Annotated in this window: 22 protein-coding genes, 1 tRNA gene and 1 pseudogene; 12 read left to right on the forward strand and 12 right to left on the reverse strand. The window is 67.4% G+C overall.

The genetic code is table 11. The features are described from left to right. Positions 1 to 3: 3 nt before the first annotated feature. Complete coding sequence (locus AC1DMQ_RS12395) at positions 4 to 1452, reverse strand: NAD(P)-dependent oxidoreductase (protein ID WP_477033867.1); 1449 nt, start codon at positions 1450 to 1452, stop codon at positions 4 to 6. Positions 1453 to 1728: 276 nt separating this feature from the next. Here AC1DMQ_RS12395 and AC1DMQ_RS12400 point away from each other — a divergent pair, with 276 nt between their 5' ends. Further along, a complete protein-coding gene (locus AC1DMQ_RS12400) occupies positions 1729 to 2538 on the forward strand; it encodes an undecaprenyl-diphosphate phosphatase (protein ID WP_477033868.1) in 810 nt (269 codons plus the stop codon). Positions 2539 to 2547: 9 nt separating this feature from the next. Here AC1DMQ_RS12400 and AC1DMQ_RS12405 read toward each other — a convergent pair whose 3' ends face one another. Both AC1DMQ_RS12405 and AC1DMQ_RS12410 read right to left on the reverse strand, forming a co-directional pair. Further along, a complete protein-coding gene (locus AC1DMQ_RS12405) occupies positions 2548 to 3039 on the reverse strand; it encodes a YxiG-like protein (RefSeq protein WP_477033869.1) in 492 nt (163 codons plus the stop codon). Positions 3040 to 3050: 11 nt separating this feature from the next. Continuing rightward, entirely contained in the window at positions 3051 to 4007 is a 957-nt protein-coding gene (locus AC1DMQ_RS12410) for a complex I NDUFA9 subunit family protein (protein ID WP_477033870.1), read from the reverse strand. Positions 4008 to 4151: 144 nt separating this feature from the next. Here AC1DMQ_RS12410 and AC1DMQ_RS12415 point away from each other — a divergent pair. The 9 genes from AC1DMQ_RS12415 (at position 4152) to ptsN (ending at position 10898) form a co-directional block, all read left to right on the forward strand. Further along, positions 4152 to 4238, forward strand: a tRNA-Leu gene (locus AC1DMQ_RS12415). Positions 4239 to 4503: 265 nt separating this feature from the next. Next, positions 4504 to 5121, forward strand: a complete 618-nt coding sequence (locus AC1DMQ_RS12420; protein WP_477033871.1) for a ribonuclease D — start codon at positions 4504 to 4506, stop codon at positions 5119 to 5121. 10 nt (positions 5122 to 5131) lie between these two features. Continuing rightward, the gene (gene lptC / locus AC1DMQ_RS12425; RefSeq protein ID WP_477033872.1) at positions 5132 to 5788 is read left to right on the forward strand and encodes an LPS export ABC transporter periplasmic protein LptC; all 657 of its coding nucleotides are present in this window, start codon (positions 5132 to 5134) and stop codon (positions 5786 to 5788) included. A gap of 107 nt (positions 5789 to 5895) precedes the next feature. After that, entirely contained in the window at positions 5896 to 6408 is a 513-nt protein-coding gene (locus AC1DMQ_RS12430; RefSeq protein WP_477033873.1) for an LptA/OstA family protein, read from the forward strand. An 18-nt stretch (positions 6409 to 6426) separates the two neighbouring features. Further along, positions 6427 to 7188: an LPS export ABC transporter ATP-binding protein gene (lptB, locus tag AC1DMQ_RS12435; RefSeq protein ID WP_477033888.1), complete on the forward strand. Its 762-nt coding sequence runs from the start codon at positions 6427 to 6429 to the stop codon at positions 7186 to 7188. A gap of 281 nt (positions 7189 to 7469) precedes the next feature. After that, the gene (gene rpoN / locus AC1DMQ_RS12440) at positions 7470 to 8990 is read left to right on the forward strand and encodes an RNA polymerase factor sigma-54 (RefSeq protein WP_477033874.1); all 1521 of its coding nucleotides are present in this window, start codon (positions 7470 to 7472) and stop codon (positions 8988 to 8990) included. Between the two features lie 56 nt (positions 8991 to 9046). Then, positions 9047 to 9658, forward strand: a complete 612-nt coding sequence (locus tag AC1DMQ_RS12445; protein WP_477033875.1) for an exopolysaccharide biosynthesis protein — start codon at positions 9047 to 9049, stop codon at positions 9656 to 9658. Between the two features lie 51 nt (positions 9659 to 9709). Further along, positions 9710 to 10342 (forward strand): ribosome hibernation-promoting factor, HPF/YfiA family, encoded by a 633-nt coding sequence (hpf, locus tag AC1DMQ_RS12450; protein ID WP_477033876.1) that lies wholly within the window; start codon positions 9710 to 9712, stop codon positions 10340 to 10342. Between the two features lie 85 nt (positions 10343 to 10427). Further along, on the forward strand, positions 10428 to 10898 hold the full coding sequence (gene ptsN, locus AC1DMQ_RS12455) for a PTS IIA-like nitrogen regulatory protein PtsN (RefSeq protein WP_477033877.1): 471 nt from the start codon (positions 10428 to 10430) through the stop codon (positions 10896 to 10898). A gap of 206 nt (positions 10899 to 11104) precedes the next feature. On the opposite strand, the gene AC1DMQ_RS12460 is transcribed toward ptsN, so the two are convergent. Then, positions 11105 to 11725: a peptidylprolyl isomerase gene (locus AC1DMQ_RS12460; RefSeq protein WP_477033878.1), complete on the reverse strand. Its 621-nt coding sequence runs from the start codon at positions 11723 to 11725 to the stop codon at positions 11105 to 11107. A 161-nt stretch (positions 11726 to 11886) separates the two neighbouring features. Between AC1DMQ_RS12460 and AC1DMQ_RS12465 the strand changes: the two genes are divergently transcribed. Further along, positions 11887 to 12372 carry a hypothetical protein gene (locus tag AC1DMQ_RS12465; RefSeq protein WP_477033879.1) on the forward strand — a complete coding sequence of 162 codons (486 nt, stop codon included), beginning with the start codon at positions 11887 to 11889 and terminating at the stop codon, positions 12370 to 12372. A 59-nt stretch (positions 12373 to 12431) separates the two neighbouring features. Here the strand turns inward: AC1DMQ_RS12465 and AC1DMQ_RS12470 are convergent, their stop codons facing one another. The 6 genes from AC1DMQ_RS12470 to dapB form a co-directional block, all read right to left on the reverse strand. Then, complete coding sequence (locus AC1DMQ_RS12470; RefSeq protein WP_056443342.1) at positions 12432 to 12701, reverse strand: DUF1150 family protein; 270 nt, start codon at positions 12699 to 12701, stop codon at positions 12432 to 12434. A gap of 100 nt (positions 12702 to 12801) precedes the next feature. Further along, on the reverse strand, positions 12802 to 13227 hold the full coding sequence (locus AC1DMQ_RS12475; protein ID WP_477033880.1) for an Hsp20 family protein: 426 nt from the start codon (positions 13225 to 13227) through the stop codon (positions 12802 to 12804). A 273-nt stretch (positions 13228 to 13500) separates the two neighbouring features. After that, a complete protein-coding gene (locus AC1DMQ_RS12480) occupies positions 13501 to 13854 on the reverse strand; it encodes a YdbL family probable chaperone protein (protein ID WP_477033881.1) in 354 nt (117 codons plus the stop codon). Positions 13855 to 13867: 13 nt separating this feature from the next. Then, the gene (locus tag AC1DMQ_RS12485) at positions 13868 to 14044 is read right to left on the reverse strand and encodes a YnbE family lipoprotein (RefSeq protein ID WP_422182393.1); all 177 of its coding nucleotides are present in this window, start codon (positions 14042 to 14044) and stop codon (positions 13868 to 13870) included. Between the two features lie 35 nt (positions 14045 to 14079). Further along, positions 14080 to 17256, reverse strand: coding sequence for an intermembrane phospholipid transport protein YdbH family protein (locus AC1DMQ_RS12490; RefSeq protein ID WP_477033882.1), 3177 nt, complete (start codon positions 17254 to 17256; stop codon positions 14080 to 14082). A gap of 222 nt (positions 17257 to 17478) precedes the next feature. Then, complete coding sequence (dapB, locus tag AC1DMQ_RS12495) at positions 17479 to 18276, reverse strand: 4-hydroxy-tetrahydrodipicolinate reductase (RefSeq protein ID WP_477033883.1); 798 nt, start codon at positions 18274 to 18276, stop codon at positions 17479 to 17481. A gap of 233 nt (positions 18277 to 18509) precedes the next feature. Here dapB and AC1DMQ_RS12500 point away from each other — a divergent pair, with 233 nt between their 5' ends. Then, positions 18510 to 20798 (forward strand): NADP-dependent malic enzyme, encoded by a 2289-nt coding sequence (locus AC1DMQ_RS12500; RefSeq protein WP_477033884.1) that lies wholly within the window; start codon positions 18510 to 18512, stop codon positions 20796 to 20798. A 23-nt stretch (positions 20799 to 20821) separates the two neighbouring features. On the opposite strand, the gene AC1DMQ_RS12505 is transcribed toward AC1DMQ_RS12500, so the two are convergent. Both AC1DMQ_RS12505 and AC1DMQ_RS12510 read right to left on the reverse strand, forming a co-directional pair. Beyond that, the gene (locus AC1DMQ_RS12505; RefSeq protein ID WP_477033885.1) at positions 20822 to 22090 is read right to left on the reverse strand and encodes a DUF6161 domain-containing protein; all 1269 of its coding nucleotides are present in this window, start codon (positions 22088 to 22090) and stop codon (positions 20822 to 20824) included. Positions 22091 to 22643: 553 nt separating this feature from the next. Further along, positions 22644 to 22753 (reverse strand): annotated as a pseudogene (locus AC1DMQ_RS12510) (hypothetical protein); the annotation flags it as partial. Positions 22754 to 22828: the final 75 nt, after the last annotated feature.

Below are 22828 nucleotides of genomic sequence, written 5' to 3' on the forward strand. Positions count from 1 at the left end.
ATCTTACTCCGCCGCGATCAGCGCCGAGGCGCCAGTCTTGGTCATCAGGTAGCGGTGCATGGCGTCGGCGGCGTCGCGGCCGTCCTTGATCGCCCAGACCACGAGGGAGGCGCCGCGCACGATGTCGCCGGCCGCGAACACGCCGTCCAGATTGGTCATCTGGTGGCGGACGTCGGCCTTGACCGTGCCCCAGCGGGTGGTCTTCAGGTCGGGCGCCGACCACAGCTCGGGCAGGTTCTCGGGCTCGAAGCCCAGGGCCTTGACCACCAGTTGGGCCGGACGATCGAAGTCGCCGCCGTCGATTTCTTCGGGGGTCTGGCGGCCCGAGGCGTCCGGGGCGCCCAGGCGCATGCGGATGGCGCGCACGCCGGTGACGCCCGTGGCCTCGCCCATCACGGCGCGCGGCGCGGCCAGCCATTCGAAGGTCACGCCCTCTTCCTCGGCGTTGGCCACTTCGCGCAGCGAGCCGGGCATGTTGGCCTTGTCGCGGCGATAGAGGCAGGTGACCGAGGTGGCGCCCTGGCGGATGGCGGTGCGCACGCAGTCCATGGCGGTGTCGCCGCCGCCGACCACGACCACGTCCTTGCCGTCGGCGTTCAGCACGCCGCTGTCATAGGCCGGCACGTCGTCGCCCAGGGTCTTCTTGCTGGAGGCGATCAGATAGTCCAGCGCGGGCACCACGCCCTGGCTGCCGGCGCCCGGCGCGACCAGGTCGCGCGCCGCGTAGACGCCGACGGCGATCAGCACCGCGTCGTGCTCGGCGCGCAGGTCTTCCAGGGTGGCGTCCTTGCCGACCTCGAAGCCCAGCTTGAACACGACGCCGCCGTCGGCCAGGCGCTGGGTGCGGCGCTCGACCACGTCCTTTTCCAGCTTGAAGCCGGGGATGCCGTAGATCAGCAGGCCGCCGGCCCGGTCGTGGCGGTCATAGACGGTGACGGCGTAGCCTTCCTCGCGCAGCTTCTCGGCGGCGGCCAGGCCGGCCGGGCCGGCGCCGATGATCCCGACGGACTGGCCGCGGTCGGCCTTGGCCGTCAGCGGCTTGACCCAGCCCATCTCCCAGGCCTTGTCGGTCAGGTAGCGTTCGACCGAGCCGATCGTCACGGTGCCGTGACCCGACTGCTCTATGACGCAGTTGCCTTCGCACAGTCGGTCCTGAGGGCAGATTCTACCGCAGACCTCCGGCATGGAGTTGGTCGCCTGCGACAGCTGATAGGCCTCTTCCAGACGGCCTTCGGCGGTCATCCGCAGCCAGTCGGGGATGTTGTTGTGCAGGGGGCAGTGGGTTTGGCAGAACGGCACGCCGCATTGCGAGCAACGGGAGGCCTGCTCGGTGGCTTTGGCGTCGATGAAGTCGGCGTAAATCTCGTGGAAGTCGCCATTGCGCTCGTCCGCCGCCCGCTTTTCGGGCGTCGTGCGGGCGACGGTCGTGAATTTCAGCATGCGCTCGGCCATGCGACTTCCCTCGTCCCCGCTTCCGGGGAAAAATTTGCGTGCGCGGGCCTCATACGGACTCTGCGCGGCAAGAAGAATGCGTCAGTCAAAATGGTGGACAAATATATCCGTGATGACCGTGGGGTTATTGCGAGCGACTCGCAGCTATAGCCCACAATGGTCCACTTAGTGGATAAACGAGTTGTTTACCGTGTCGGGCGCACGCCCGGCATGGCGTTTCAGAGGCCATGCGCCTAGAGGCCCAAGGCCCTTAGGGACCCCTTAGAAGGAGTGACGATGCCGGATTGGCTGATCGCGATCGTGCTGGGCCTGGTCGAGGGCCTGACCGAATTCATCCCCGTCTCGTCGACGGGTCACCTGCTGCTGACCAAGATCGCCCTGGGCCTGACCGATCCGACCTGGGACACCTTCATCGTCCTGATCCAGCTGGGCGCGGTGCTGGCCGTGGTCGCGGTCTATTTCCAGCGCCTGTGGCAAGTGGTGGTCGGCCTGCCGACCAAGCCGGAAGCCCGCCGCTTCGCGCTCAGCGTGATCATCGGCTGCATCCCGGCCTTCGCCGCGGGCCTGGCCCTGCACGGGGTGATCAAGCACTTCTTCGAGAACCCGTTCCTGCCCCAGGTGATCTGCGTGTCGCTGATCATCGGCGGGATCCTGCTGCTGATCGTCGACAAGAAGGCCCCCGCTCCCAAGGAGATGGACGGCATGGCGCTGTCCCTGAAGACCGCCTTCCTGATCGGCCTCTTCCAATGCCTGTCGCTGCTGCCGGGCGTGTCGCGCTCGGGCTCGACCATCGTCGGCTCGATGCTGATCGGCGTGGACCGCAAGGCGGCCGCCGAGTTCAGCTTCTTCATGGCCATCCCGATCATGGTCGGGGCCTTCGCCCTGGACCTGCTCAAGAGCTACAAGGACATCGACCCCAGCCACGCCGGCACCATCGCCATCGGCTTCGTGGTGTCGTTCCTGTCGGGTCTGGTCGTGGTCAAGACCATGATCGCCTTCATCGGCAAGCGCGGCTTCGCCCCGTTCGCCTGGTGGCGGATCGTGGTGGGCGTGATCGGGCTGGGGCTGATCTACATCCCGCGCTGAGGCGCGCCGTCAGAGTGGATGGATCGTCTGTTGAATCAGCGACGCGTCGTCGCTGAGCTTCTGCGACCGCACATCATGATAGATGAGACGGAGGCGGAAACGGTCCGTGACAAGGCTCATGGCGTACATGGGCTTGTCGAGGCGTCGCGCCCACTCCATCGCCTCGGCGTCCACCTCGGGCGCGGTGAGGCCTGGATAGGCGTCAGACCAGTTCGTTCCCCAGACGTAGCCGTCCAGGTCGTTGGCCCGTTCGTGATCGAGGAACACGTCGTCCCAGGACCGACCCCAGGCGGCGTCGGACACGGCAGTCTCGTAGGTCATCGCCACCACGTGGGTGAAGACCAATCTGTGTGTGCCGATATCGCCGCCGAGGGTGTCCTGCACGGTCATGCCGTAGTCGCGACCATGCTCCAGGAAGCCATGGTCCAGGACTGCGAAATCGCATGCCGACAGCCACTCGGCCATCAGGTCGCCGAGTGGATTTCGCGGCGCGACGTCCACTGGCTCGATTCCTAGAACGCGCCCGCCGGGACCTCGGCGTACTGGCCGCCCTTGCGGTAGCGGTAGAGGTAGGACGGGACCACCGCCTCGACGGCGGTGGGAACCACGCCGGCCTCGGCCAGGCCGGGCAGACCCTTGTCCGCGACATTGTCGGTCTTCAGCGTCTCGACCTGGTCGGAGGTCAGCGGCGGGGCGATCGGCGACAGGTCGCCGATCTTGCCGATCCAGCCGGCCGCGAAGAACGGGATCGGGGCCAGCACGCGGTTGCGGGCCGTCTCGACCAGGATGAACTCCATCAGCTCCTTGAAGCTGTAGACGGCCGGGCCGCCCAGCTCGTAGGTCAGGCCCTCGGCGGCCGGGCTGGCGACGGCTTTCGCCACCACCTGGGCCACGTCGCCGACATAGACCGGCTGGAATTTCGTCTCGCCGCCGCCGATCAGCGGCAGGGCGGGGAACAGCGCGGCCATCTGGCCGAACTTGTTGAAGAACTTGTCCTCGGCGCCGAACACGATCGACGGGCGGATCACCACCGCGCCCGGGAAGGCGGCGCGGACGGCCGCTTCGCCCTCGGCCTTGGTGCGCTGGTACTTGGACGAGGAATTGATGTCGGCGCCGAGGGCCGAGATCTGCACCAGGCGCTTGACGCCGGCGGCCTTGGCCTGCTCGGCGATGGTCTTGGCGCCCATCACGTGCAGGGTCTGGAATTTCTGCCGGCCGCTTTCCCACAGGACGCCGACCAGATTGACCACCGCCTCGGCGCCGTCGACCGCGCGGGCCACCGACGGGGCGTTGCGGACATTGGCCTGCACGACCTCGATCTGGCCGACATCGCCCAGCATGCGCATCTTGTAGGCCAGGTTCGGATTGCGCACCGCCACGCGGACGCGATGGCCCGCCTTGGCGAGCTGCCGAACGACCTGGCCGCCGACGAAGCCGGAGCCGCCGAACACCGTGACCAGACCTTGCATAATCAACCTCGTCCTAAACTCGTGAGCCGGGGGATAGACGAGCCGGAGACCAATCGCAACGAAATGCGCAACTAAGCGATTGACGCGGTCAAAACCTTTGCATAAACGTCCCGGCCTCGCGGCGATCCACGGATTGCCCCGCAGGCCCAGGTGGCGGAATTGGTAGACGCGCTGGCTTCAGGTGCCAGTGACTGAAAGGTCGTGGAGGTTCGAGTCCTCTCCTGGGCACCACCCCCTACCAACCTTCGAAAGAAGGTCGGGGTGGCGCCGAAAGAAAACCCAAAATCCAGAATAGCGTTTCGTCCCCTCGGGGACGCGATCCCCTTGCGCGGGTCATGTCGCGGCGCTCCTCTTACGCGGGATGGGCTGGCGGTCACGCTGGCCAGGCGTTAGATATCCTGTTCATCCGGCCGACAGGGTCGGCGCCCCACTATTCAGGCGCATCGGGAATTCGCAGCGTCCGCGCAACGAGACCGAGGCGCGGAGACGAGAAGACTTGGCCAACTTTCTGCATGAAGGCGACCTTCCGGACGGCGCCTTCGCCGGCGCGACCGCCGTCGCCATCGATTCCGAGACCATGGGCCTGCGCCTGGGCCGCGACCCGCTGTGCGTGGTCCAGCTGTCGTCGGGCGACGGCGACGCCCACGTGGTGCGTCTGGACCGCTCGACCTACGACGCGCCCAACCTCAAGCGCCTGCTGACCGATCCGTCGGTGGTGAAGCTTTTCCACTTCGGCCGCTTCGATATCGCCATGTTCCTGTTGCATCTGGGGGTCATGACGGCTCCCGTGTACTGCACCAAGATCGCCAGCAAGCTGGCCCGCACCTATACCGACCGCCACGGCCTGAAGGACGTGACGCGCGAACTGGTCGGCGTCGAGCTGTCCAAGGTCCAGCAGAGCTCGGACTGGGGCGCGGCGACGCTGTCGCCCGAACAGGTCGCCTACGCGGCTTCGGACGTGCTGCATCTCCACGCCCTGCGCGAGCGCCTGGACGCCATGCTGGTCCGCGAAGGCCGCATGGAGCTGGCCAAGGCCGCCTTCGATTATCTTCCCCACCGCGCGGCCCTCGACCTGGCCGGCTGGGAAGACGTCGACATCTTCGCGCACAGCTGAGGCGGGAGGCATGACCACCCTCGAGGCGGATCGGGCGGGATACAGACGGGACCTGCGCCGTTGGCGCGCCCGTTCGCGCCGCGTCAAGCTGGCGCGCGTGGTCCTGCCTGTGGCCATGGCCGCCCTGCTGGCGACGGTGGGCGGCCAGGTGGCCTGGCGCTCGTTCACCGCCGGCGATCAGCGGCCGGCCGAGAACAAGGCGCAGATCCGCATGGTCACGCCGCGCTTCTACGGCCAGTCCAGCGACGGGCGGCCGTTCATCATCACCGCCCGCTCGGCGGTGCGCGACGAAAACGACCTGAAGCGGGTGTTCCTGGACGCCCCGACCCTGACCCTGGGCGTCGGCAGCCCCGCCCCCACCCGCTCGACCGCCGACCGCGGCGTCTATCGGGAGGACACGCTGCTGCTCAAGCTGATCGGCAATGTCCGCATGGACGACGGCGCCGGCTACCGCTTCGCCTCGGACGAGGCGCTGGTCGACACCCGCAACGGCAACACCACCGGCGAAACCACGCTTCAAGGCGAAGGTCCAACTGGACAGGTGCAATCCAACGCTTACTCCGTATATGACAAGGGCGACCGCATCATCTTCCGGGGCGGCGTCAAGACACGGATGGACCGGAAGACGGGTGAAGCAGTCCCCGAACCAGGGACGGCTCCGGAATAGACATGAGGACGTGGTTGATGAATCGATGGATGGCGCCGACGGCGATCGCCTTCAGCCTGTTGAGCGGCCCCCTCTTGCCCTTTAGCGGCCTCTTGGGCGGCTCCGCCATGGCTCAGACCGCGGCCGGCGGCAACAACTCCAGCGCGCCGGTGGACATCTCCGCCGACGAGCAGGAGGTCATCAACAGCCAGTGCAAGACCATCTTCCGCGGCGCGGTCGAGGTCCTGCAGGACAAGGCCCGCATGCGGGCCGCGACCATGACCGTCTACAACCGCCGCAAGACGCCCGGTAAGACCACCTCGCCCACCGGCAACAACGACTGCGGCGACGTCGACCGCGTCGAGGCCGACGGCAACGTCTTCTATGTGACGCCGGAACAGACCGTGCGCGGCGACCACGCCGTCTACGACTACGCCACCGACACCGTCGTGGTGACCGGCGACGTCGTGGCGGTGCAGGGCCAGGACGTGGCCCGCGGCGACCGCATGACGATCAAGACCAAGACCAACGATGTGAAGATGGAATCCAACGCCACGGGTCGCGGCAAGACGCGTGTGCGGGCGGTGCTCTATCCCGACCAGAACAAAGACAAGAAGCCCGCCGCCACGACCAAGCCGTAGGAACCCATGGCGTTTTCGATGCAATCCCTGGGCGTCAACGACGCGGCCTCCTCAGACGGCCTCTTCGTCGACGCCATCGGCAAGTCGTTCGGCGACCGCCCGGTCGTCAAGAGCGTCTCCCTGCGCCTCAAGCGCGGCGAGGTCGCGGGTCTGCTGGGTCCCAACGGGGCCGGCAAGACCACCTGCTTCTACATGATCACCGGCCTGGTCGCCGCCGACTACGGCTCGATCTATCTGGACGGCGAGGACATCACGTCCCAGCCGATGTTCCAGCGCGCCCGCATGGGCGTGGGCTATCTGCCGCAGGAAGCCTCGATCTTCCGGGGCATGACGGTCGAGCAGAACGTCATGGCCGTGGTCGAGATGCGCCAGAAGGACCAGCGCCGGGCGCGCGAGCATGTCACCGAGATCCTGGAAGAGCTGCGGATCACCCATATCCGCAAGTCGCCGGCCGTCGCCTTGTCGGGCGGTGAGCGCCGCCGCGTCGAAATCGCCCGGGCCCTGGCCAGCGAACCCTCGTTCATGCTGCTGGACGAACCGTTCGCGGGCATCGACCCGCTGGCGATCTCCGACATCCGCGAAGTGGTCAGCTACCTGAAGAACCGCGGCATCGGCATCCTGATCACCGACCACAATGTCCGCGAGACGCTGCAGATGGTCGATCGGGCCTCGATCATCCACGCCGGCGAGGTGCTGTTCGAAGGCGCCCCGCAGGAGATCGTCGACAACCCCGAGGTCCGCCGCGTCTATCTCGGCGACAGTTTCGACGAGCGGGTCTAACCGCCCTGCTGGCCTCGATTTTCAAGTCGAGGCCCCCTGCCCTGGGCAAGATTTAACAGGCCGCGCGTTCGGTTCTTCGGAGCGCGCGGACCTGAGGCCCATGTTTCTGCGCCTGGAAAACTCCGCGATATCAGCACCTTGGCGCCCGATGCCGAGAAAAACACCGGTCTCGGCGGCCAGATGGTCGCAGTGGCCCGCTTTTTGCTGGCGTTGGCGCCCCGTTAACCAAACTGGCCTTCAATGGCGATCAACAGGTTCGTTGATTTGCCCAGGAGGGCGCATTGGCTCTCGGCCATCGATTGGAGCTTCGGCAAGGCCAGGGCCTTGTCATCACGCCGCAGCTTCAGCAGGCGATCAAGCTCCTGCAGCTGTCGAACCTCGAACTCGACGCCTTCGTCGAGGCCGAGCTCGAGCGCAATCCCCTGCTGGCGCGCGACGACGGCCCGGTCGAGACCGAACGCGCGGCCGATGAGGTCGTCGAGCGTCCGACCGAGAACCTGGGCCTCGACTCCGTCTCCGACAGCGCCGCCAGCCACCAGATGGACGCCACGCCCGACGACGTCTCGCCCGGCGAGCGCGCCACCGGCGACGGGCCAGGTCCGGATGGGGCCGAAGCCGGGGCCGAACAGGCGGGCGGCCAGATCGACTGGTCGCGCACCGGCGGCGGCGGCAATTTCGAGAGCGACGACAATTACGAAGGCGCCCTGTCGCGCCCCCCGACCCTGGTCGAGCACCTGACCGAACAACTGGCCGTGGCCGGCCTGTCGCCCGCCCAGAACGTGGTGGCCGGCGTGCTGATCGACGCGGTCGACGAGACCGGCTACCTGCGCGCCGACATCGACGAGGTGGCCGAACGCCTGGGCTGCGAGCTGGCCTTCGTCGAAGGCGTGCTGACCGTCCTGCAAGGCTTCGAGCCGGCCGGCGTCATGGCCCGCGACGTCCGCGAGTGCCTGGCCCTGCAGCTGAAGGACGTCAATCGCTACGACCCCTGCATGGCCGCCCTGCTCGACAACCTTGACCTGCTGGCCAAGCGCGACATGGCGTCCCTGCGCAAGCTGTGCGGCGTCGACGACGAGGACCTGCGCGAGATGGTCGCCGAGATCCGCGCCCTGACCCCTCGCCCCGGCGCGGCCTTCCACTCGGATCCGCCCCAGACCCTGGTGCCAGACGTCCACGTGCGCGAGACGCCCGGCGGCCTGTGGCACGTGGAGCTGAACACCGACACCCTGCCCAAGGTGCTGGTCGACCAGCGCTACCACGCCCGCGTCAGCAAGGGCGCGCGCACGGACCAGGAAAAGACCTTCGTCTCCGACAGCTTCGCCACCGCCAACTGGCTGGTCAAAAGCCTCGACCAGCGGGCCAAGACCATCCTGAAGGTCTCCAGCGAGATCGTCCGCCAGCAGGACGGCTTCCTGGCCTACGGCGTCGAGCACCTGCGTCCGCTGAACCTGAAGACCGTCGCCGACGCCATCGGCATGCACGAGTCGACGGTCAGCCGGGTGACCTCCAACAAGTACATCGCCACCCCGCGCGGCGTGTTCGAACTGAAGTATTTCTTCACCTCGGCGATCCAGTCGTCCGAAGGCGGCGAGGCCCACTCGGCCGCCAGCGTCCGTCACAAGATCAAGGGCCTGGTCGAGGCCGAGAAGACCGAGGCCGACGTCCATTCCGACGACGCCATCGTCGAGATCCTCAAGGAAGCCGGCGTGGACATCGCCCGCCGCACGGTGGCCAAATACCGTGAAGCGCTGCGAATTCCCTCGTCAGTCGAACGGCGGCGCTTGATCAAGGAAACCGCCTGACGTCATGCTGCGAATGGTCGCGCTACGCGTTTGATCCGCGCGACCTAAGGTAAGACATGACCACCGAGAGCCTGTCCGACGTCATCGAGAGTTTCGGCGAGGACACGCGTCCCGTCTTGACCGTCGGCCAGATGCTGGAGCAGTTCGACAGCCGCGCCTTCGGGGCCATGCTGCTGGTGTTCGGCCTGCTGAACTGCCTGCCCCTGCCCCCGGGCTCGTCGACGATCCTCAGCCTGCCGATCTTGTTGCTGGCCCCGCAGATAGCCTGGGGTTCCGATATTCCCTGGCTGCCGCGCAAGCTGGTCGAGCATCCGCTGAAGCGCGACGACCTGCGTGGATTGTTCCGTAGGCTGACGCCGATCGTCCGGCGGATGGAGCTGGTCACCCGGCCGCGGGTGGAGATCCTGTTCGGGCCGATCGGCGAGCGGCTGATCGGCGTGGTCTGCACCCTGCTGGCCCTGGTGCTGGTCCTGCCGATCCCGCTGGGCAACCTCGCGCCGGGGGCCACGGTGGCCGTCCTGGCCCTGGCCCTGCTGCAGCGCGACGGCCTTCTGGTGCTGCTGGGCTACCTGATGGCCGCGGTCAGCGTGGGCCTGCTGGTGGTCAGCGCCGGGGTCGTGGCGGCGGCGGTCGAGCGCCTCCTGCATATGATTCCGGGGCTGTTTTAAGTCGCTTTTGCGACGCTTGACACCAGACCGAACCGGGCGCGTTGATAGGCCATGCAAGTCCAAATCTCCGGCAAGCATGTCGACGTTGGCGAGGCTCTGCGAGCGCGAGTCTCCGACGAAATCACCCTGAGCATCGGCAAGTATTTCGACCGCGGCGGTGACGCCGATGTCGTGATCAGCAAGGAGGGCTTCGCCTTCCGTGTCGATTGTTCGGTCAAGCTGGCTTCGGGCCAGCAGCTGATCAGCCATGGTTCGGGCGGCGACGCCCACGCGGCCTTCGACGCCGCCCTGGCCAAGATCGAGACGAGGGTCCGACGCTATAAGCGACGATTGAAGAGCCATTCGATCGCCGCCACCGCCAAGCAGGCCGAGAACGCGGCTATGTACGTGCTGCGCGCCCCGGAAGGCGACGAGATCGACGAAGACGACTGGACGGCGGAGGACAGCCACCCCGCCGGCGCGCCTTCCGCCATGATCATCGCCGAAACCCAGTCCTCGCTGAAGATCATGACTGTTTCCATGGCGGTCATGGAACTGGACTTGACCGAGTCCCAGGCAATCGTGTTTAGGAACGCCGCCCACGACGGTTTGTCGGTGGTCTACAGGCGACCTGACGGAAATATCGGCTGGATCGACCCCGAACGCACCAAGTCGCTGAACGGGCACGCACCGGCCGCAAGCTGATCGAACCTCCAGTCGGTCGGCGCGTTTCGGTAGGCCTCTCTGTGGCGACGATGCGCGACGACCGACTGCGAGCGAGTTTCCACCCATGACCATCGGCGATCTACTGGAGCCTGGCGCGGTCACCCTGCGGGTCAGCGCCTCCAACAAGCGTCAGGTGCTCGGCGTGATCGCCGATGTCGCCGCCCGCGTGTTCGGCGTCGACGCCGACGAGACCCTCGAGGGGCTTGTCGAACGTGAAAGCGTGGGCTCGACGGGCGTCGGTCAGGGCGTGGCCATTCCGCACGCTCGCCTGGCCGGTCTGGACCGGGTCCGGGCGGTGTTCATGCGCCTGGAGACGCCGGTGGCGTTCGGGGCCGTGGACGACAAGCCCGTCGACCTGCTGGTGGCGCTGTTCGCGCCCAAGGACGCCGATTCCAGCCATCTGCGCGCCCTGGCCCGCATCTCGCGGCTGATGCGCGAGCCCGACATGCGCGAGCAGCTGCGCAAGGCCCGCTCGGCCGACGCCGTGCACGTGATGCTGACCCAGGCCCACGAGAGCAAGCCCACGGCGGCCTGAGGGTTTTCCCCTCCAACACACCAATAAACACCGTCATCCCGGGCCTTGTGCCCGGGACCCCTGGTTCAGCTGACGGTGAGCAGCAATGGCGCGCCGGCGCGCCACACCCCCGCACCTGCGGCGGACAGAGGGGTCCCGGGCACAAGGCCCGGGATGACGGTTGAAAGGGAGGTGGCTGTTGCAGGCCGCCTCGTAGCGCCCACTCCCTAGACCCGCTTCATGCTCAGGATCTTCACCGGCGGATTCAGCATCTGGCCCTTCATGGCCGGATAGGCCGCGGGGCCGTCGGCCTTCAGGGCCAGGATCTTCTTGACGATGTCCAGCCCCTGGACCACGCCGCCGAACGCCGCGAAGCCCTCGTTGTCGCCGGCCCCGCCCGGATGGGCGTCGAGATAGGGCTGCGGGCTGGCGCAGATGAAGAAGTCGCAGGTCGCCGAGCCCGGCGCGTTGCGGGCCATCGAGATGGTCCCGGCCCGATGCTTGATCCCGGTCAGGCGGGTGCTTTCATGGGCGATGGGGGCGTAGCGGCGGACCCGGACGGGCGGGCCGCCCTGGATCGAGCCGGCGCCCTTGACGCCCTTGGTCTTCGACGCGCGATAGAAGGTCCCGCCGTCGTACTTGTGGGCGTCCACATAGCGCAGGAAATTGGCCGAGGTGATCGGCGCCTTGCCGGTCTCCATCTCGACGACGATCGTCCCGTGATCGGTCTGGATCGCCACGCGGGGTTTGGCCAATTGAGGCTTGGGGGGCGCGGCCCAGGCGGGGCTCGCGATCAGCAGCCCGGCGACGCCCAGCAGCCCCCTGCGTCCGATCCTCGCGTCGCTCATTCCGTCTTCCTCGCCCTGTCGAAGGTCACGAACCCTTACCGCGCCCGGAGGGGGCGCGTCGACAGGACAAGGGCGGGCGCCGGCTTGTGCCGCCTCGCGTCCGGCTGGTAGTGACAACCCAGGGTCCGCCATTCAGGGCGCGGGCGCATCGGGGGCATTCGATGATCAGGACGCTACTCCTCGCCACGGGCATGATGCTGCTGATCGGCGGATCGGCCGTCGCCCAGGGACTGGAGACCGAACCGTTGGCGGAAGGCAAGCCCTGCGCCTATGCCGACGTCGTGGGCCTGTGGGAGAGCCAGGTCGTCACCGCCGGCGAAACCGGCGTGGAGGCGCACTACGCCCGCTTCCCCCGCGACTACATGCGGTTCTCGGCCGATGGCGGGATGATGTACTACGGGTCGAGCCAGCCCGAGACGGATGTCTCGAAGATCCGGAAGAGTCTCGACGAACACGACGTCCTGGACAGGGTGACCTACAGCGCCGAGATGCTGTCGCCTGGCCTGTTGTTGCTGCGCCGGGACGGCGCGCCGTTCCAGGGCTTCACCTGCACCGCGACGGGCGGCCAAGCGGGGAAGCCGGCGTTCATTCTGACCCAATTGAAGGGGATGCCGTCCTTGCGGCGCCTGCAGCGTCGGCTCGACTAGGAGAGCCGCTCACGAGCCGACCCGAAGGGAACAAGGGTCGGCTCGGAGCTGACGGTGGCTTAGTGCACCGAGACCGGCGCCAGTTCGTGGGCGAGGGCGGCGGCGACGGCCGCGTCCTTGTCGGTCAGCACGGCCAGGCGGGCGCCGTCGGCGCGGAACACCGCGTAGAGCGTCTGGTCAGGAGAAAGGTCGACCTCGTCGCTGACGCCGACAGGCACGTCGGCCAGGATCTCCGCGGCCTTGATCGGTCGGACATAGACCAGGTCAGGAGCGCCCAAAGCCGCGAAGGCCTCGGCGGAGAAGAACGGGGTAGCGGGGTTCGGTGTCATAAGACCACCTCCTTCGGAAAGGGAACGCCCCGTGGCGCGTCTCGGTTCAGACCGCGACCAGGGATCGTCATGAGAATGCGTCGGCGGGCCGACTTGAGGTTCAGCCCACCGAGCGGATGGGGATGCGGCGGACCAGCCGTTCGGGCTCCGGACGAGCCAGGTCCACGTGCAGCAGGCCGTGTTCGAGCGTGGCGGCCGTGACTTCCATGCCGTCGGCCAGGACGAAAGTCCGCAGGAAGCCGCGGGCGGCGATGCCGCGATGCAGATAGGCCTTGTCGACCTCGGGCTTGCCTTCGCTGTCGCGCCGCCCGGCCACCACCAGCTGGCCGCCTTCGACGGTCACCTGCAGCTGGTCGGGCGAGAAGCCGGCCACGGCCAGGGTGATGCGCACCCCGCCGTCGTCGGACTGTTCGACATTGTAGGGCGGATAGCTCTCGGCGGCGGCCTTGGCCGCGCGCTCGATCAGGTCTCGTGTGTGCTCGAAGCCCAGCAGGAAGGGGCTGTCGAACAGGATCGTCCGGGTCATCGCGAAGTCCTCGCTCAAGCGACTTCGTTCGCGAGGATCAGGCCCGAGATCGGCGCCTGGCCTCGCAACGTGACACTTAGGTGGCGACGCGCGGAGGAGGGTTCAAGGTGGGGCCGGGCAAAGGTCCTCCCCCGTGGGGGAGGCGGCCGAAGGCCGGTGGGGGGAGTTTTCGGATCATTGATCCGGGGTGCGGCCATCAGCCGATCACTCCCCCCACCGTCGGCTTCGCCGACACCTCCCCGCGGGGGGAGGGCCTAGAAGGGCCCGACCGCCCTACTTCTTCGTCCAGCCGCCATCCAGCGGCTTCCAGTACTGGCCGGGCGCCAGGCGGGCGTAGAGCTGCTTGGCGGTGGCCTGGCCGGCGGCCTCGGGAGTCACGCCGCTCTTGGCGGCGATGTCCTTGTAGGCGGCCGCGCGGCCGGTGTTGATCTCGGCCACGGCGGCGCGCAGGGCCGCGTCGCCGCCCGAGACGACGCCCAGATAGCCGTCGGCCTGCTCGCCCACGGTTCCAGACGCCTTGCCGGCGTCGACGGCCGCCTTGGCGGCGGCTGATTGGGCGAGAACGGGAAGGGCCACAGCGCCCAGCGAGGCGGCCAGGGCCAGGACCGTCATAGTCTTGCGGATCATGTCGGTTCCTCTCTTAGAACAGGTTCGGGTTTTGCTGGATCAGCGACTGGACTTCCTTGTCCAGCCGCACGCGCACGTCGGCGTCCAGCTTGGCGTAGATGTTGATCGGGTCGACCTTGACCCGCACCGTCGGGGTGCACGCCGCCAGGGCGCCCACCGCGAGGAGGGGAAGGATCAGAGCGCGCTTCATGGCGGGTGTCTCCAGTTCTCGGGGAATCTGCGGTTTCAAGGCTGAACCGCATCTGAACGTGGCGCTTGCGTGGCGGGAGGCGAGGGAGCGGGCGTCACGGCCTCGCTTTCCTGCCATCCGCGCCGCCAGGCCGCGATGAGCTCGTCGAAGTTTAACGACGTATCCAGGGTCAGGTCGACCGGCGTCTTGGCCGGCAAGGGAATGCGGCGCTGGAAGGCGCTGCCGTTCAGCAGCTCCATCAGGCCGATCCGGGCCTTTTCGACGATCTTGGGATCGTGCTCGCCCTTGATATGGAACAGCACGCCCAGCCGCCCCTTGTCGGTGCTGCTGACCCCCGCTTCCAGCGTGCTGAAGCTGAGGTTCTCCATGGCCTGGTAGGCGAAGTCCTGGATGGCGTTGACCGGCGCGTCCTTCTTGACGGTCAGCGGATCGTTGGGGTCGACGCCGCCTTGGCCGGCCTGCACGCCGGTCAGGGCCTCGCGGGCGATCGACAGGCGGCCGGGACCGACGGCGTAGACCTTGCCGTCGACGAACTTGAAACCGGCCGGGCCCGCCTCGAACGGCAGGCGGCCGTCGATCACCGCCTCGACCTTGACCTTGTCGGCCAGGGTCGAGCCCGCGACCAGCTGGCCCAGGTCCAGGCCGGCGATGTTGACCACGCCCTTCATCGCGCTCTTGCCGTCCAGCGGCAGGTCCAGCGGCTCCAGGGTGACCTTGCCCTTCGAGGCCTCGAAGGTCGTGGCCTCCAGGTGCAGGGCCTCGGCGCCGAGGCTCAGGCTGGCCTTGACCGACTGGATCGGCACGATGGCGTCGATGCTGTCGATGGTCAGGACCTGGCCGGGCGGGCTGGTCAGCGGGGCCAGGCTGTCGAAGACGATCCGCCCCTTCAGTCCGTGGACCTGGCCCAACGGGCTCTTGAAGTTCAGGCCCGTGGTCGAGACCTGGCCTTCGCTGGTCATCACCTCGCCGGCCCAGTGGAAGCTGCCGGTGAAGGCGGCCGGGCCCTCGGCGTCGCGGGCGATCGCGGCCAGGGGCGTCAGGCCCAGGGGCTGCAGGCCGCCCTTGGAAAAGGTCAGCTTCGAGGCGTCGATATCGGCCTGGCCCCGGCCGCTGGCCACGTCGTGGCGCAGGGTCATGGTCCCGACCGGGCGGCCGTCCAGCGTCGAGGCGTTCAGCTTGCCGGTCCACTGGCCGCGCGCCAGGTCGACCTCGCCGAGCATGGCGACCGTCTCGAAACGCTTGCCGTCGGGCGAGGCCTCCACGATGCGGCCGCCGGTGACCTTGACCTGGGCGGCGTCGAAGCCCTTGCCGCCGGCGACGAAGCTGGCGGCCGCACCCTCGACCCGGGCCTGGGCGACATTGACTAGGGCCTGGCCGTCCTTGACCTGCCCCGAAGCCCGCCACAGGCCGCCGCTGGCGACGACCAGCGGCTGGGCGGTCGGGCAGAGGGTGAACTTCACGTCGCTGATCGGCGGCTCGCCCATCAGGATCGCCTGGGCGGTCAGGGGCGTGCAGCGGTCCAGCCGGAGCGTCAGACCACCGCCGGCCAGCCGGGCCTGGCCGGCCAGGGTTCCGGCCAGCTCGGACAGGGGCGGGACGTCGAGGGTCCCCGCCACGATCACGTCGCTGGTCAGGCCCGAGGCGTCGGACCGCCAGCGGGGCGCCTTCAAGGTGATGTCGGGCAGGCCGCCGCCGCCCAGGGCCAGCGCCGCCCGGCCGCCGCCCGCGCCGTCCCGCATCGCGACCAGGGGACCGCCGGGCGCGCTCAGCACGGCCTTGGCCCCGCCGGCGGCGGTCAGGGCGATGGGGCGGGGCAGGGACAACGTCGTCTGGCCGCCGGTGATCCCCAGCTTCAGGGCCGGGGCGCTGAGTTCGAAGCCCGAGAGCGCCTTGGCGGCGGCCTGGGCGTAGTCGGGATTGGGCAGGGCGGCGCTGACCCGCGCGGCGTCCGGTCCGCTCATCGCGCCGTCGGCGTCGGCATGGGCGTCCAGGGCCAGGGCGATCCCGTCGGTCCCGACCGAGAACCGGCCCTTGCCATCGGCGGCCAGGCTGGACAGCACCACTCCGCCCGCCGCCGCCCGGCCCGCGCCCAGGGCCACGGTCAGCGGACCGCTGATCGAGCTGCGTTGGGCGTCCGAGACCAGGGTGACGCTGGACGACTGGACCTCGAGCCCCGTGCGCGACAGGGCCGCGCCCCCGGCCACGGCCCTGTCGGCGTTGGCGCTCAGGCGGGTGCGGGCCGAGCCGCGCACGCCGGACGGATCATAGGTCAGGGCCAGGTTCGACAGGTCGAGGTCGGCGACCACGTCGCGGCTGTCCAGTCCCTGCGCGGTCAGGCGCTCGCCCCGGGCGTGGAAGGTGGTCTTGCCGGTCAGGCCGCCGCGCTTGAAGTCGCCGCTCAGCAGGCCGGCCACCACCAGATTGGCCTCCAGCCCGCCCAGGCTGGCGGCCTCGACCTCGGCGCCCCGGGCCCTCAGGGCCAGCCGCGCCTCGGCCGGGCCGACCATCGAGAGCGTCTTCAGGTCCGGATAGGTCAGGTCGGCCTGCAGCGAGCCTTGGGCCTCGGTCAGGTCCAGCTGGCCGGCGCTGAGGGTCTTGAGCCCGAGCTGGACGTCGACAGTCAGCCGGTCGCCGCGCTTGCGGGCCTTGACCAGGGCGCCGTCGGCCTCGAACGACAGGTCGCGGGTGGCGTAGCGCATGGCCGCCAGCCGGCCGTCGAAGCGCAGCAGCTTGCCGTCGTCCAGGCTGGCGTCGCCGGTCAGGCGGGCCGGGCCGCCGGGCGTGCGCAGCAGCACCCGGGCGTCCTCGATCAGGATCGCCGGACCCGGCGTGGTCGGTTCGGCGGGCGACTTCAACGCCGCGTCGATCAGCGGCTGCAGGGTCCCGAAGTTCAGGCCGTTCTGGTCCAGCCGGGCGTTGACCCGCGGCCGCACCAGCCGCACGGCGCGGGTGTTCAGCGCGAACTCGCCGCCGCTCCAGGGCGAGACCAGGTCGTAGGCCACCTCGATCCGCTCGGCCGAGAACACCGGCGCGTTCTTGGGGCCCAGGCGGATCCGGCCCGCGAAGCCGGTGGCGTCCAGGTCGTCGAGGTCGAGCGTCGCCTCGATCCCCTTGTCGTTCAGCCAGGCCAGGGCCAGTTCGCGGCTGATCTCGCGGCGGCCCGCATAGGCCGAGAAACCGATGGCGATGAAGGCCAGGGCGGCCAAGCTCATCGCCTCCAGACCGGCGTCGAGCAGCGCCGCGCGGCGGGACCGCGACGGGGAGGACGGCTTTGCGTCGTTCTGGGGATCTGGCGTGGAGGGCTCGGCCATCAGGGCGCACAATGCCGCAAGCTGCGGCGATTGTTAGGCCCCGTAGCGCTTTCGAGCGCTGCCGAAACCGAATGGCTCGGAGAAAGCGCGTAAAAACAAGGAGATCTAGAACGCATCTGCGTTCTAGTTTTCGAAACCGAGCACGTCTTGCATGTCATAGAGGCCTGGCGGCTTTCCCTTGACCCACAAGGCGGCGGCCACCGCGCCCCGCGCGAACAGGCCCCGATCGGTGGCCGAGTGCGACAGGGTCAGCACCTCTTCCTCGCCGGCGAAGATCACGCTGTGCTCGCCGATGATGCCGCCGCCGCGCACCACGGAGAAGCCGATGGCTCCCTCCTTGCGCGGTCCGGTGACGCCGTCGCGGCCGCGGTCGGAGACCTGGCCCAGGCCCACGCCGCGCCCGTCGGCCGCCGCCTGGCCCAGCATCAGGGCGGTGCCGGAGGGCGCGTCGATCTTGCGCTTGTGGTGGGCCTCGTAGACCTCGACGTCCCAGTCGCGCGCGGGCAGGGCGGCGGCCGCCTGGCGGACCAGGCCCATCAGCATGTTGACGCCCAGCGAGTAGTTGCCGGACTTGACGATGGCGACCTTGGTCGCCGCCGCCGCGATGCGGGCGTTCTGCTCGTCGCTGAAACCGGTCGAACCGATGACCAGGGCCGGCCCGCCATTCGCGGCGGAGGCCTCGGCCAGGGCCACGGACGCCTCGGGAATCGTGAAGTCGATGGCCACGTCGGCGGCCTTCAGGGCCTCGTCGCGCTCGACCAACCCCTCGCCCGTCGCTCCGGGACGATCAAATCTTCCGACGACCTTCGCATCCGCGCGCCCGTCCAGCGTCTTCGCCAAGGCCTGACCCATGCGTCCCAAGGCGCCCGCGAGAGCAATGGTAACGGTACCTTTTTGCGGAGCTAAGTCGTTCTGGCTCAAGGCGATCTCCCGGGGATGACGCGCGCGGTAGTCTCCCGAGACCTCCCCTCAGGTCAAGCCGAATGACAACGCTGGACAGGCCTAATCCCAAGCAGAACAAGCGTTTGCACCCTAAAAACTTCAAGCGCGCGAGGTTGTTAGGGCCCCGCCCGGTCGCTACGGTGCGGCCATATAAGGACGCGTCGCATCGTTCGTCGCCTCCATCACCGTGTGACTAAGCAGGGGAACGCGCCATGAGCGACGCGGAAAAGAAGACCTTCACGGACGAGGAAGCGCTGAACTTCCACCGCTATCCGACCCCCGGGAAGATCGGCGTCGTCGCCACCAAGCCGATGGCCACCCAGCGCGACCTCAGCCTCGCCTATTCCCCCGGCGTCGCCGTGCCCGTCCTGGCCATCGCCAAGGACCCTGACCTGGCCTACGAGTACACCTCCAAGGGCAACCTGGTGGCGGTGATCTCCAACGGCACCGCGATCCTGGGCCTGGGCGACCTCGGCGCGCTCGCCTCGAAGCCGGTGATGGAGGGCAAGTCCGTGCTCTTCAAGCGGTTCGGCGACGTCGACTCCATCGACATCGAGGTCACCAGCAAGGACGCCGACGAGATCATCACGGTGGTCAAGAACATCGGCGTCACGTTCGGCGGCATCAATCTGGAGGACATCAAGAGCCCCGAATGCTTCCGCATCGAGACCGAGCTGCAGGAGCTGCTCGACATCCCGGTGTTCCACGACGACCAGCACGGCACGGCGATCATCTGCGCCGCCGGCCTGATCAACGCCTGCCACATCACCGGCAAGCGCATCGAGGACGTGAAGGTCGTGCTGAACGGCCCCGGCGCGGCCGGCATCGCCTCGCTGGAGCTGATCAAGGCCATGGGCGTCAAGCCCGACAACGTCATCGCCGTCGACTCCAAGGGCGTGCTCTACCAGGGCCGCACCGAGGGCATGAACCAGTGGAAGAGCGCCCACGCGGTCGACACCCCGCTGCGCACCCTGGCTGAAGCCGTGGTCGGCGCCGACGTGCTGCTGGGCCTCTCGGCCAAGGGCGCCTTCACGCCCGAGATGATCGCCAGCATGGCGCCCAATCCGGTCATCTTCGCCATGGCCAACCCGGACCCCGAGATCACCCCCGAAGAGGTCCACGCGATCCGCAAGGACGCGATCATGGGCACCGGCCGCAGCGACTATCCCAACCAGGTCAACAACGTCCTGGGCTTCCCCTACATCTTCCGCGGCGCCCTGGACGTGCGGGCCCGCCGCGTGAACCACGAGATGAAGATCGCCTGCGCCAACGCCCTGGCCATGCTGGCCCGCGAGGACGTGCCCGACGAGGTCGCCGCCGCCTATCACGGCCGCCAGCTGAAGTTCGGCCCGCAGTACATCATCCCCTCGGCCTTCGACCCGCGCCTGATCTGGTACGTGCCGCCGTTCGTGGCCCAGGCCGCGATGGACACCGGCGTCGCCCGCCGCCCGATCGCCGACATGGACGCCTACCGCGCCAGCCTGGCCCAGCGCCTGGATCCCACCGCCGGCTTCCTGCAGAAGATCAGCGGCGCCGTGCTGGCCAACCCCAAGCGCATCGTGTTCGCCGAAGGCGAGGACCCCTCGGTGATCCGCGCCGCCTACGCCTACCAGACCGGCGGCTACGGCAAGGCCATCCTCTGCGGCCGCGAGAACCTGGTGCACGAGAACATGCGCGTCGTGGGCCTGGACCCCGACACCGTGGGCCTGGAGATCGTCAACGCCCGCCTCAGCGACCGCAATCCCGACTATGTCGACGCCCTGTACCTGCGCCTGCAGCGCGAGGGCTACCTCAAGCGCGACGTCCAGCGCCTGATCAACCAGGACCGCAACAGCTTCGCCGCCTCGATGGTCACCCTGGGCGAGGCCGACGGCATGGTCACCGGCGTCACCCGCAGCTTCGACCAGGCCCTGGAAGAGGTGCTGCGCGTCATCGACCCGGCCCCCGGCGGCCGGATCATGGGCATGTCGGTCGTCCTGGCCAAGGGCCGCACGGTGTTCGTGGCCGACACCAACGTCACCGAGCTGCCCGACGCCGACGAGCTGGTCGAGATCGCCGTCGAGGCCGCCCGCGCCGTCAAGCGCCTGGGCTTCAAGCCGCGCGTGGCCTTCATGAGCTATTCCACCTTCGGCAACCCGATGGGCGAGCGCTCCGACAAGGTGCGCGAGGCCGTGGCCATGCTCGACGAGATGGACGTCGACTTCGAATACGAGGGCGAAATGCCGCCCGAACTGGCGCTCGACCCGGAAAAGCGCGCCAACTACCCGTTCATGCGCCTGACCGACAGCGCCAACATCCTGGTCATGCCGGCCATCCACTCGGCCTCGATCGCGACGAAGCTGGTGCAGAGCCTGGGCGGGGCGACGGTGATCGGGCCGGTGTTGCTGGGCTTGTCGAAGCAGGTGCAGATCGCGCCGTTGTCGGCTTCGGTGTCGAAGATCCTGAACATGGCGATGATGGCGGCGTACGAGGGGGCGGGGGAGGCTGGGGCGGCGGAGTAGGGGGCTAGATCGACGGCGGCGGGCTATAGCCTTCCAGAGACTGGACCGCCAACGCCCGCCTTAGATAGCCAGGTCGTCAGCCCGCCGATATCTGGCGCGCCATCATCCTTTACCAGCCCGTCTGACGATGCGCGGAACAAGGAGCCAAGGACGAGTACCCGTTCAGAGGTGTCGATTTTATTCTCTTGCGTCAGCGCTAGGTATGTTTCGACCATCACCGCGCGTTCCTCCGCGTCGATAGCCAGGTGGCTTTCACTCACATAAGTTCTGCTAATTAAGCGACCAATCCAGAAGATGATGGTGAGGACGAATGCCGCGATCCCGAGCACGGAATACGTTGCTTGCCACTGCCTAGTTTCTTTGAACACCTTCGCAATAAGGTCTAAAATCCACGAGACGCCGTGCGTAATTCCAAAATGAACCAAAGAAACCGCAAACGCTAAACCAATTATACCCGATATCCAACTATTTATCCTATGCCCTTTAGCCTTCTTGCGCCAGTACGTTACCGGTGCCTGCAACCCCATATGTTCCGAGTATGTTTTTTCGGTTTGCTGGATACTCGCAATAGATTCGTCTTTTTCACGGATAATTCCAGCGACCTGATCATTTATTTGATCCGTGAATTGGGCGATCTCATCAAGATTGCGCTGGCCAAACTCGCGTCGACTGCGCCGTCCAACATCAAGTAGTTTTTGAAACTGCCGCACGCGACGACGCTCTGTCAGCTCAATGCGCCGATCTAGATCGTCGGCCTTTTCCTCTGCACGCTGTTGTTGCTTACCGAGCTGCTTGAGGAGTTTTGAGAGGCCGCTCTGTACGCTTTGTCGCGCCGCCTTACCGGTGCCCGACAGAAATTCGTGGGCAGCAAACACACCTCGAATTTGCTCCGAGTCTTGCCCATCAAACCGCCGATCGGTGAGGGTCGCTAAAGCTCCGATCGCAGCTCGCTCGCCAATGCTGGCGTGTACATCGTCGATTAATGCGCGCCTTGGGGAGCCTGTAATGGGCAGTGGAACCCCTTCAACAAAGTACGAAACGAATCGATTCTCTCCGCCATCGATATTTCCGCCGTTAATGGCGTCTATAGCATTCCCAATGTGTTGTTGGTGCGTGTCCCATAAATTTCTTATTCCTGAGAGTACATCGTTTGGATTATGTATCCTAGAATGGATACCTGAAATCCATCTCCAGGACTCAAGCTCATTCGTCAGAAATTCTCGTATGTCTTCTACTGAACGAAAGCGGACAATCCCCGCGTCCTTCAAATCAAAAGTCGCTGGCAACGCCAAAGCCTAGCCCCCCTTTGTGCAGGCCGAGCAGCCATCCGCCCCTCAGCGGATGACGCCACGTCCTGAAACCCTTGGTGGAATTGGAGCTCTGGGGTCTGACCGTGTCAAGGATCGCCTCCGGCGACCGCGTCGCGGCGGCGCGGCGCGCCGTCCTTGACACGGTCAGACCCCAGAGCAGGCTCGCCACCATGGATTTCAGGGCGCGGCCTGGCCGCCGAGGGGCGGTCCGGCTGGGTGCGGGGGGCGGGCGGTTGGTGATCGCGGCCGGGGACATGCTCTCACGGCCGTGCGTCGGCCGGTTCGCTGGGCGGTCGGGGTGAGTGCGTGTCCCCACCTTGATCCGCTGAGCTTGGGATTAGCCTCAGTCGAGATGAGCCTCTGACGTCGTGGATGACGTTAGGGACACGCACTCACCCGACGCGCCAGGATCGATCTGCAAGGCCTTGCCGTGAGAGCATGTCCCCGGATGGCGACTTATCCTCGGCGGTCAGCGAACAAACTCCCACGATTTCAACGCTCTGAATTTTCTCGACCCGATTTTGTCCTCACCCTTTCAGACCGCCCTTATCCTGATCCCACCTCGTCGCAAGGAAAGGGCGCATGGCCAGCGACCGATGCGGCGGCGGGGGGCGATCGAGCGGGACTGGGCTGGAGGGGGTTACTTCAGCGTGTCCGGGGAGCCTGGCGTTGCAGGCCCCGCCCGCCGTCGGCGTCGAACGGGGACAAAGCGCGTGTATT

This window comes from Caulobacter sp. 05L422 (assembly GCF_056397765.1).

What these genes read in the sequence shown, in the direction of transcription:
- AC1DMQ_RS12395 (WP_477033867.1), bottom strand. Translation starts at nt 1,452, where the DNA reads ATGGCCGAGCGCATGCTGAAATTCACGACCGTCGCCCGCACGACGCCC.
- lptB (WP_477033888.1), top strand. Translation starts at nt 6,427, where the DNA reads ATGCAATCCCTGGGCGTCAACGACGCGGCCTCCTCAGACGGCCTCTTC.
- AC1DMQ_RS12430 (WP_477033873.1), top strand. Translation starts at nt 5,896, where the DNA reads ATGGCTCAGACCGCGGCCGGCGGCAACAACTCCAGCGCGCCGGTGGAC.
- AC1DMQ_RS12480 (WP_477033881.1), bottom strand. Translation starts at nt 13,854, where the DNA reads ATGATCCGCAAGACTATGACGGTCCTGGCCCTGGCCGCCTCGCTGGGC.
- AC1DMQ_RS12485 (WP_422182393.1), bottom strand. Translation starts at nt 14,044, where the DNA reads ATGAAGCGCGCTCTGATCCTTCCCCTCCTCGCGGTGGGCGCCCTGGCG.
- AC1DMQ_RS12445 (WP_477033875.1), top strand. Translation starts at nt 9,047, where the DNA reads ATGACCACCGAGAGCCTGTCCGACGTCATCGAGAGTTTCGGCGAGGAC.
- AC1DMQ_RS12410 (WP_477033870.1), bottom strand. Translation starts at nt 4,007, where the DNA reads ATGCAAGGTCTGGTCACGGTGTTCGGCGGCTCCGGCTTCGTCGGCGGC.
- AC1DMQ_RS12475 (WP_477033880.1), bottom strand. Translation starts at nt 13,227, where the DNA reads ATGACCCGGACGATCCTGTTCGACAGCCCCTTCCTGCTGGGCTTCGAG.
- hpf (WP_477033876.1), top strand. Translation starts at nt 9,710, where the DNA reads ATGCAAGTCCAAATCTCCGGCAAGCATGTCGACGTTGGCGAGGCTCTG.
- AC1DMQ_RS12465 (WP_477033879.1), top strand. Translation starts at nt 11,887, where the DNA reads ATGATCAGGACGCTACTCCTCGCCACGGGCATGATGCTGCTGATCGGC.
- AC1DMQ_RS12400 (WP_477033868.1), top strand. Translation starts at nt 1,729, where the DNA reads ATGCCGGATTGGCTGATCGCGATCGTGCTGGGCCTGGTCGAGGGCCTG.
- AC1DMQ_RS12470 (WP_056443342.1), bottom strand. Translation starts at nt 12,701, where the DNA reads ATGACACCGAACCCCGCTACCCCGTTCTTCTCCGCCGAGGCCTTCGCG.
- AC1DMQ_RS12500 (WP_477033884.1), top strand. Translation starts at nt 18,510, where the DNA reads ATGAGCGACGCGGAAAAGAAGACCTTCACGGACGAGGAAGCGCTGAAC.
- AC1DMQ_RS12490 (WP_477033882.1), bottom strand. Translation starts at nt 17,256, where the DNA reads ATGAGCTTGGCCGCCCTGGCCTTCATCGCCATCGGTTTCTCGGCCTAT.
- AC1DMQ_RS12460 (WP_477033878.1), bottom strand. Translation starts at nt 11,725, where the DNA reads ATGAGCGACGCGAGGATCGGACGCAGGGGGCTGCTGGGCGTCGCCGGG.
- ptsN (WP_477033877.1), top strand. Translation starts at nt 10,428, where the DNA reads ATGACCATCGGCGATCTACTGGAGCCTGGCGCGGTCACCCTGCGGGTC.
- lptC (WP_477033872.1), top strand. Translation starts at nt 5,132, where the DNA reads ATGACCACCCTCGAGGCGGATCGGGCGGGATACAGACGGGACCTGCGC.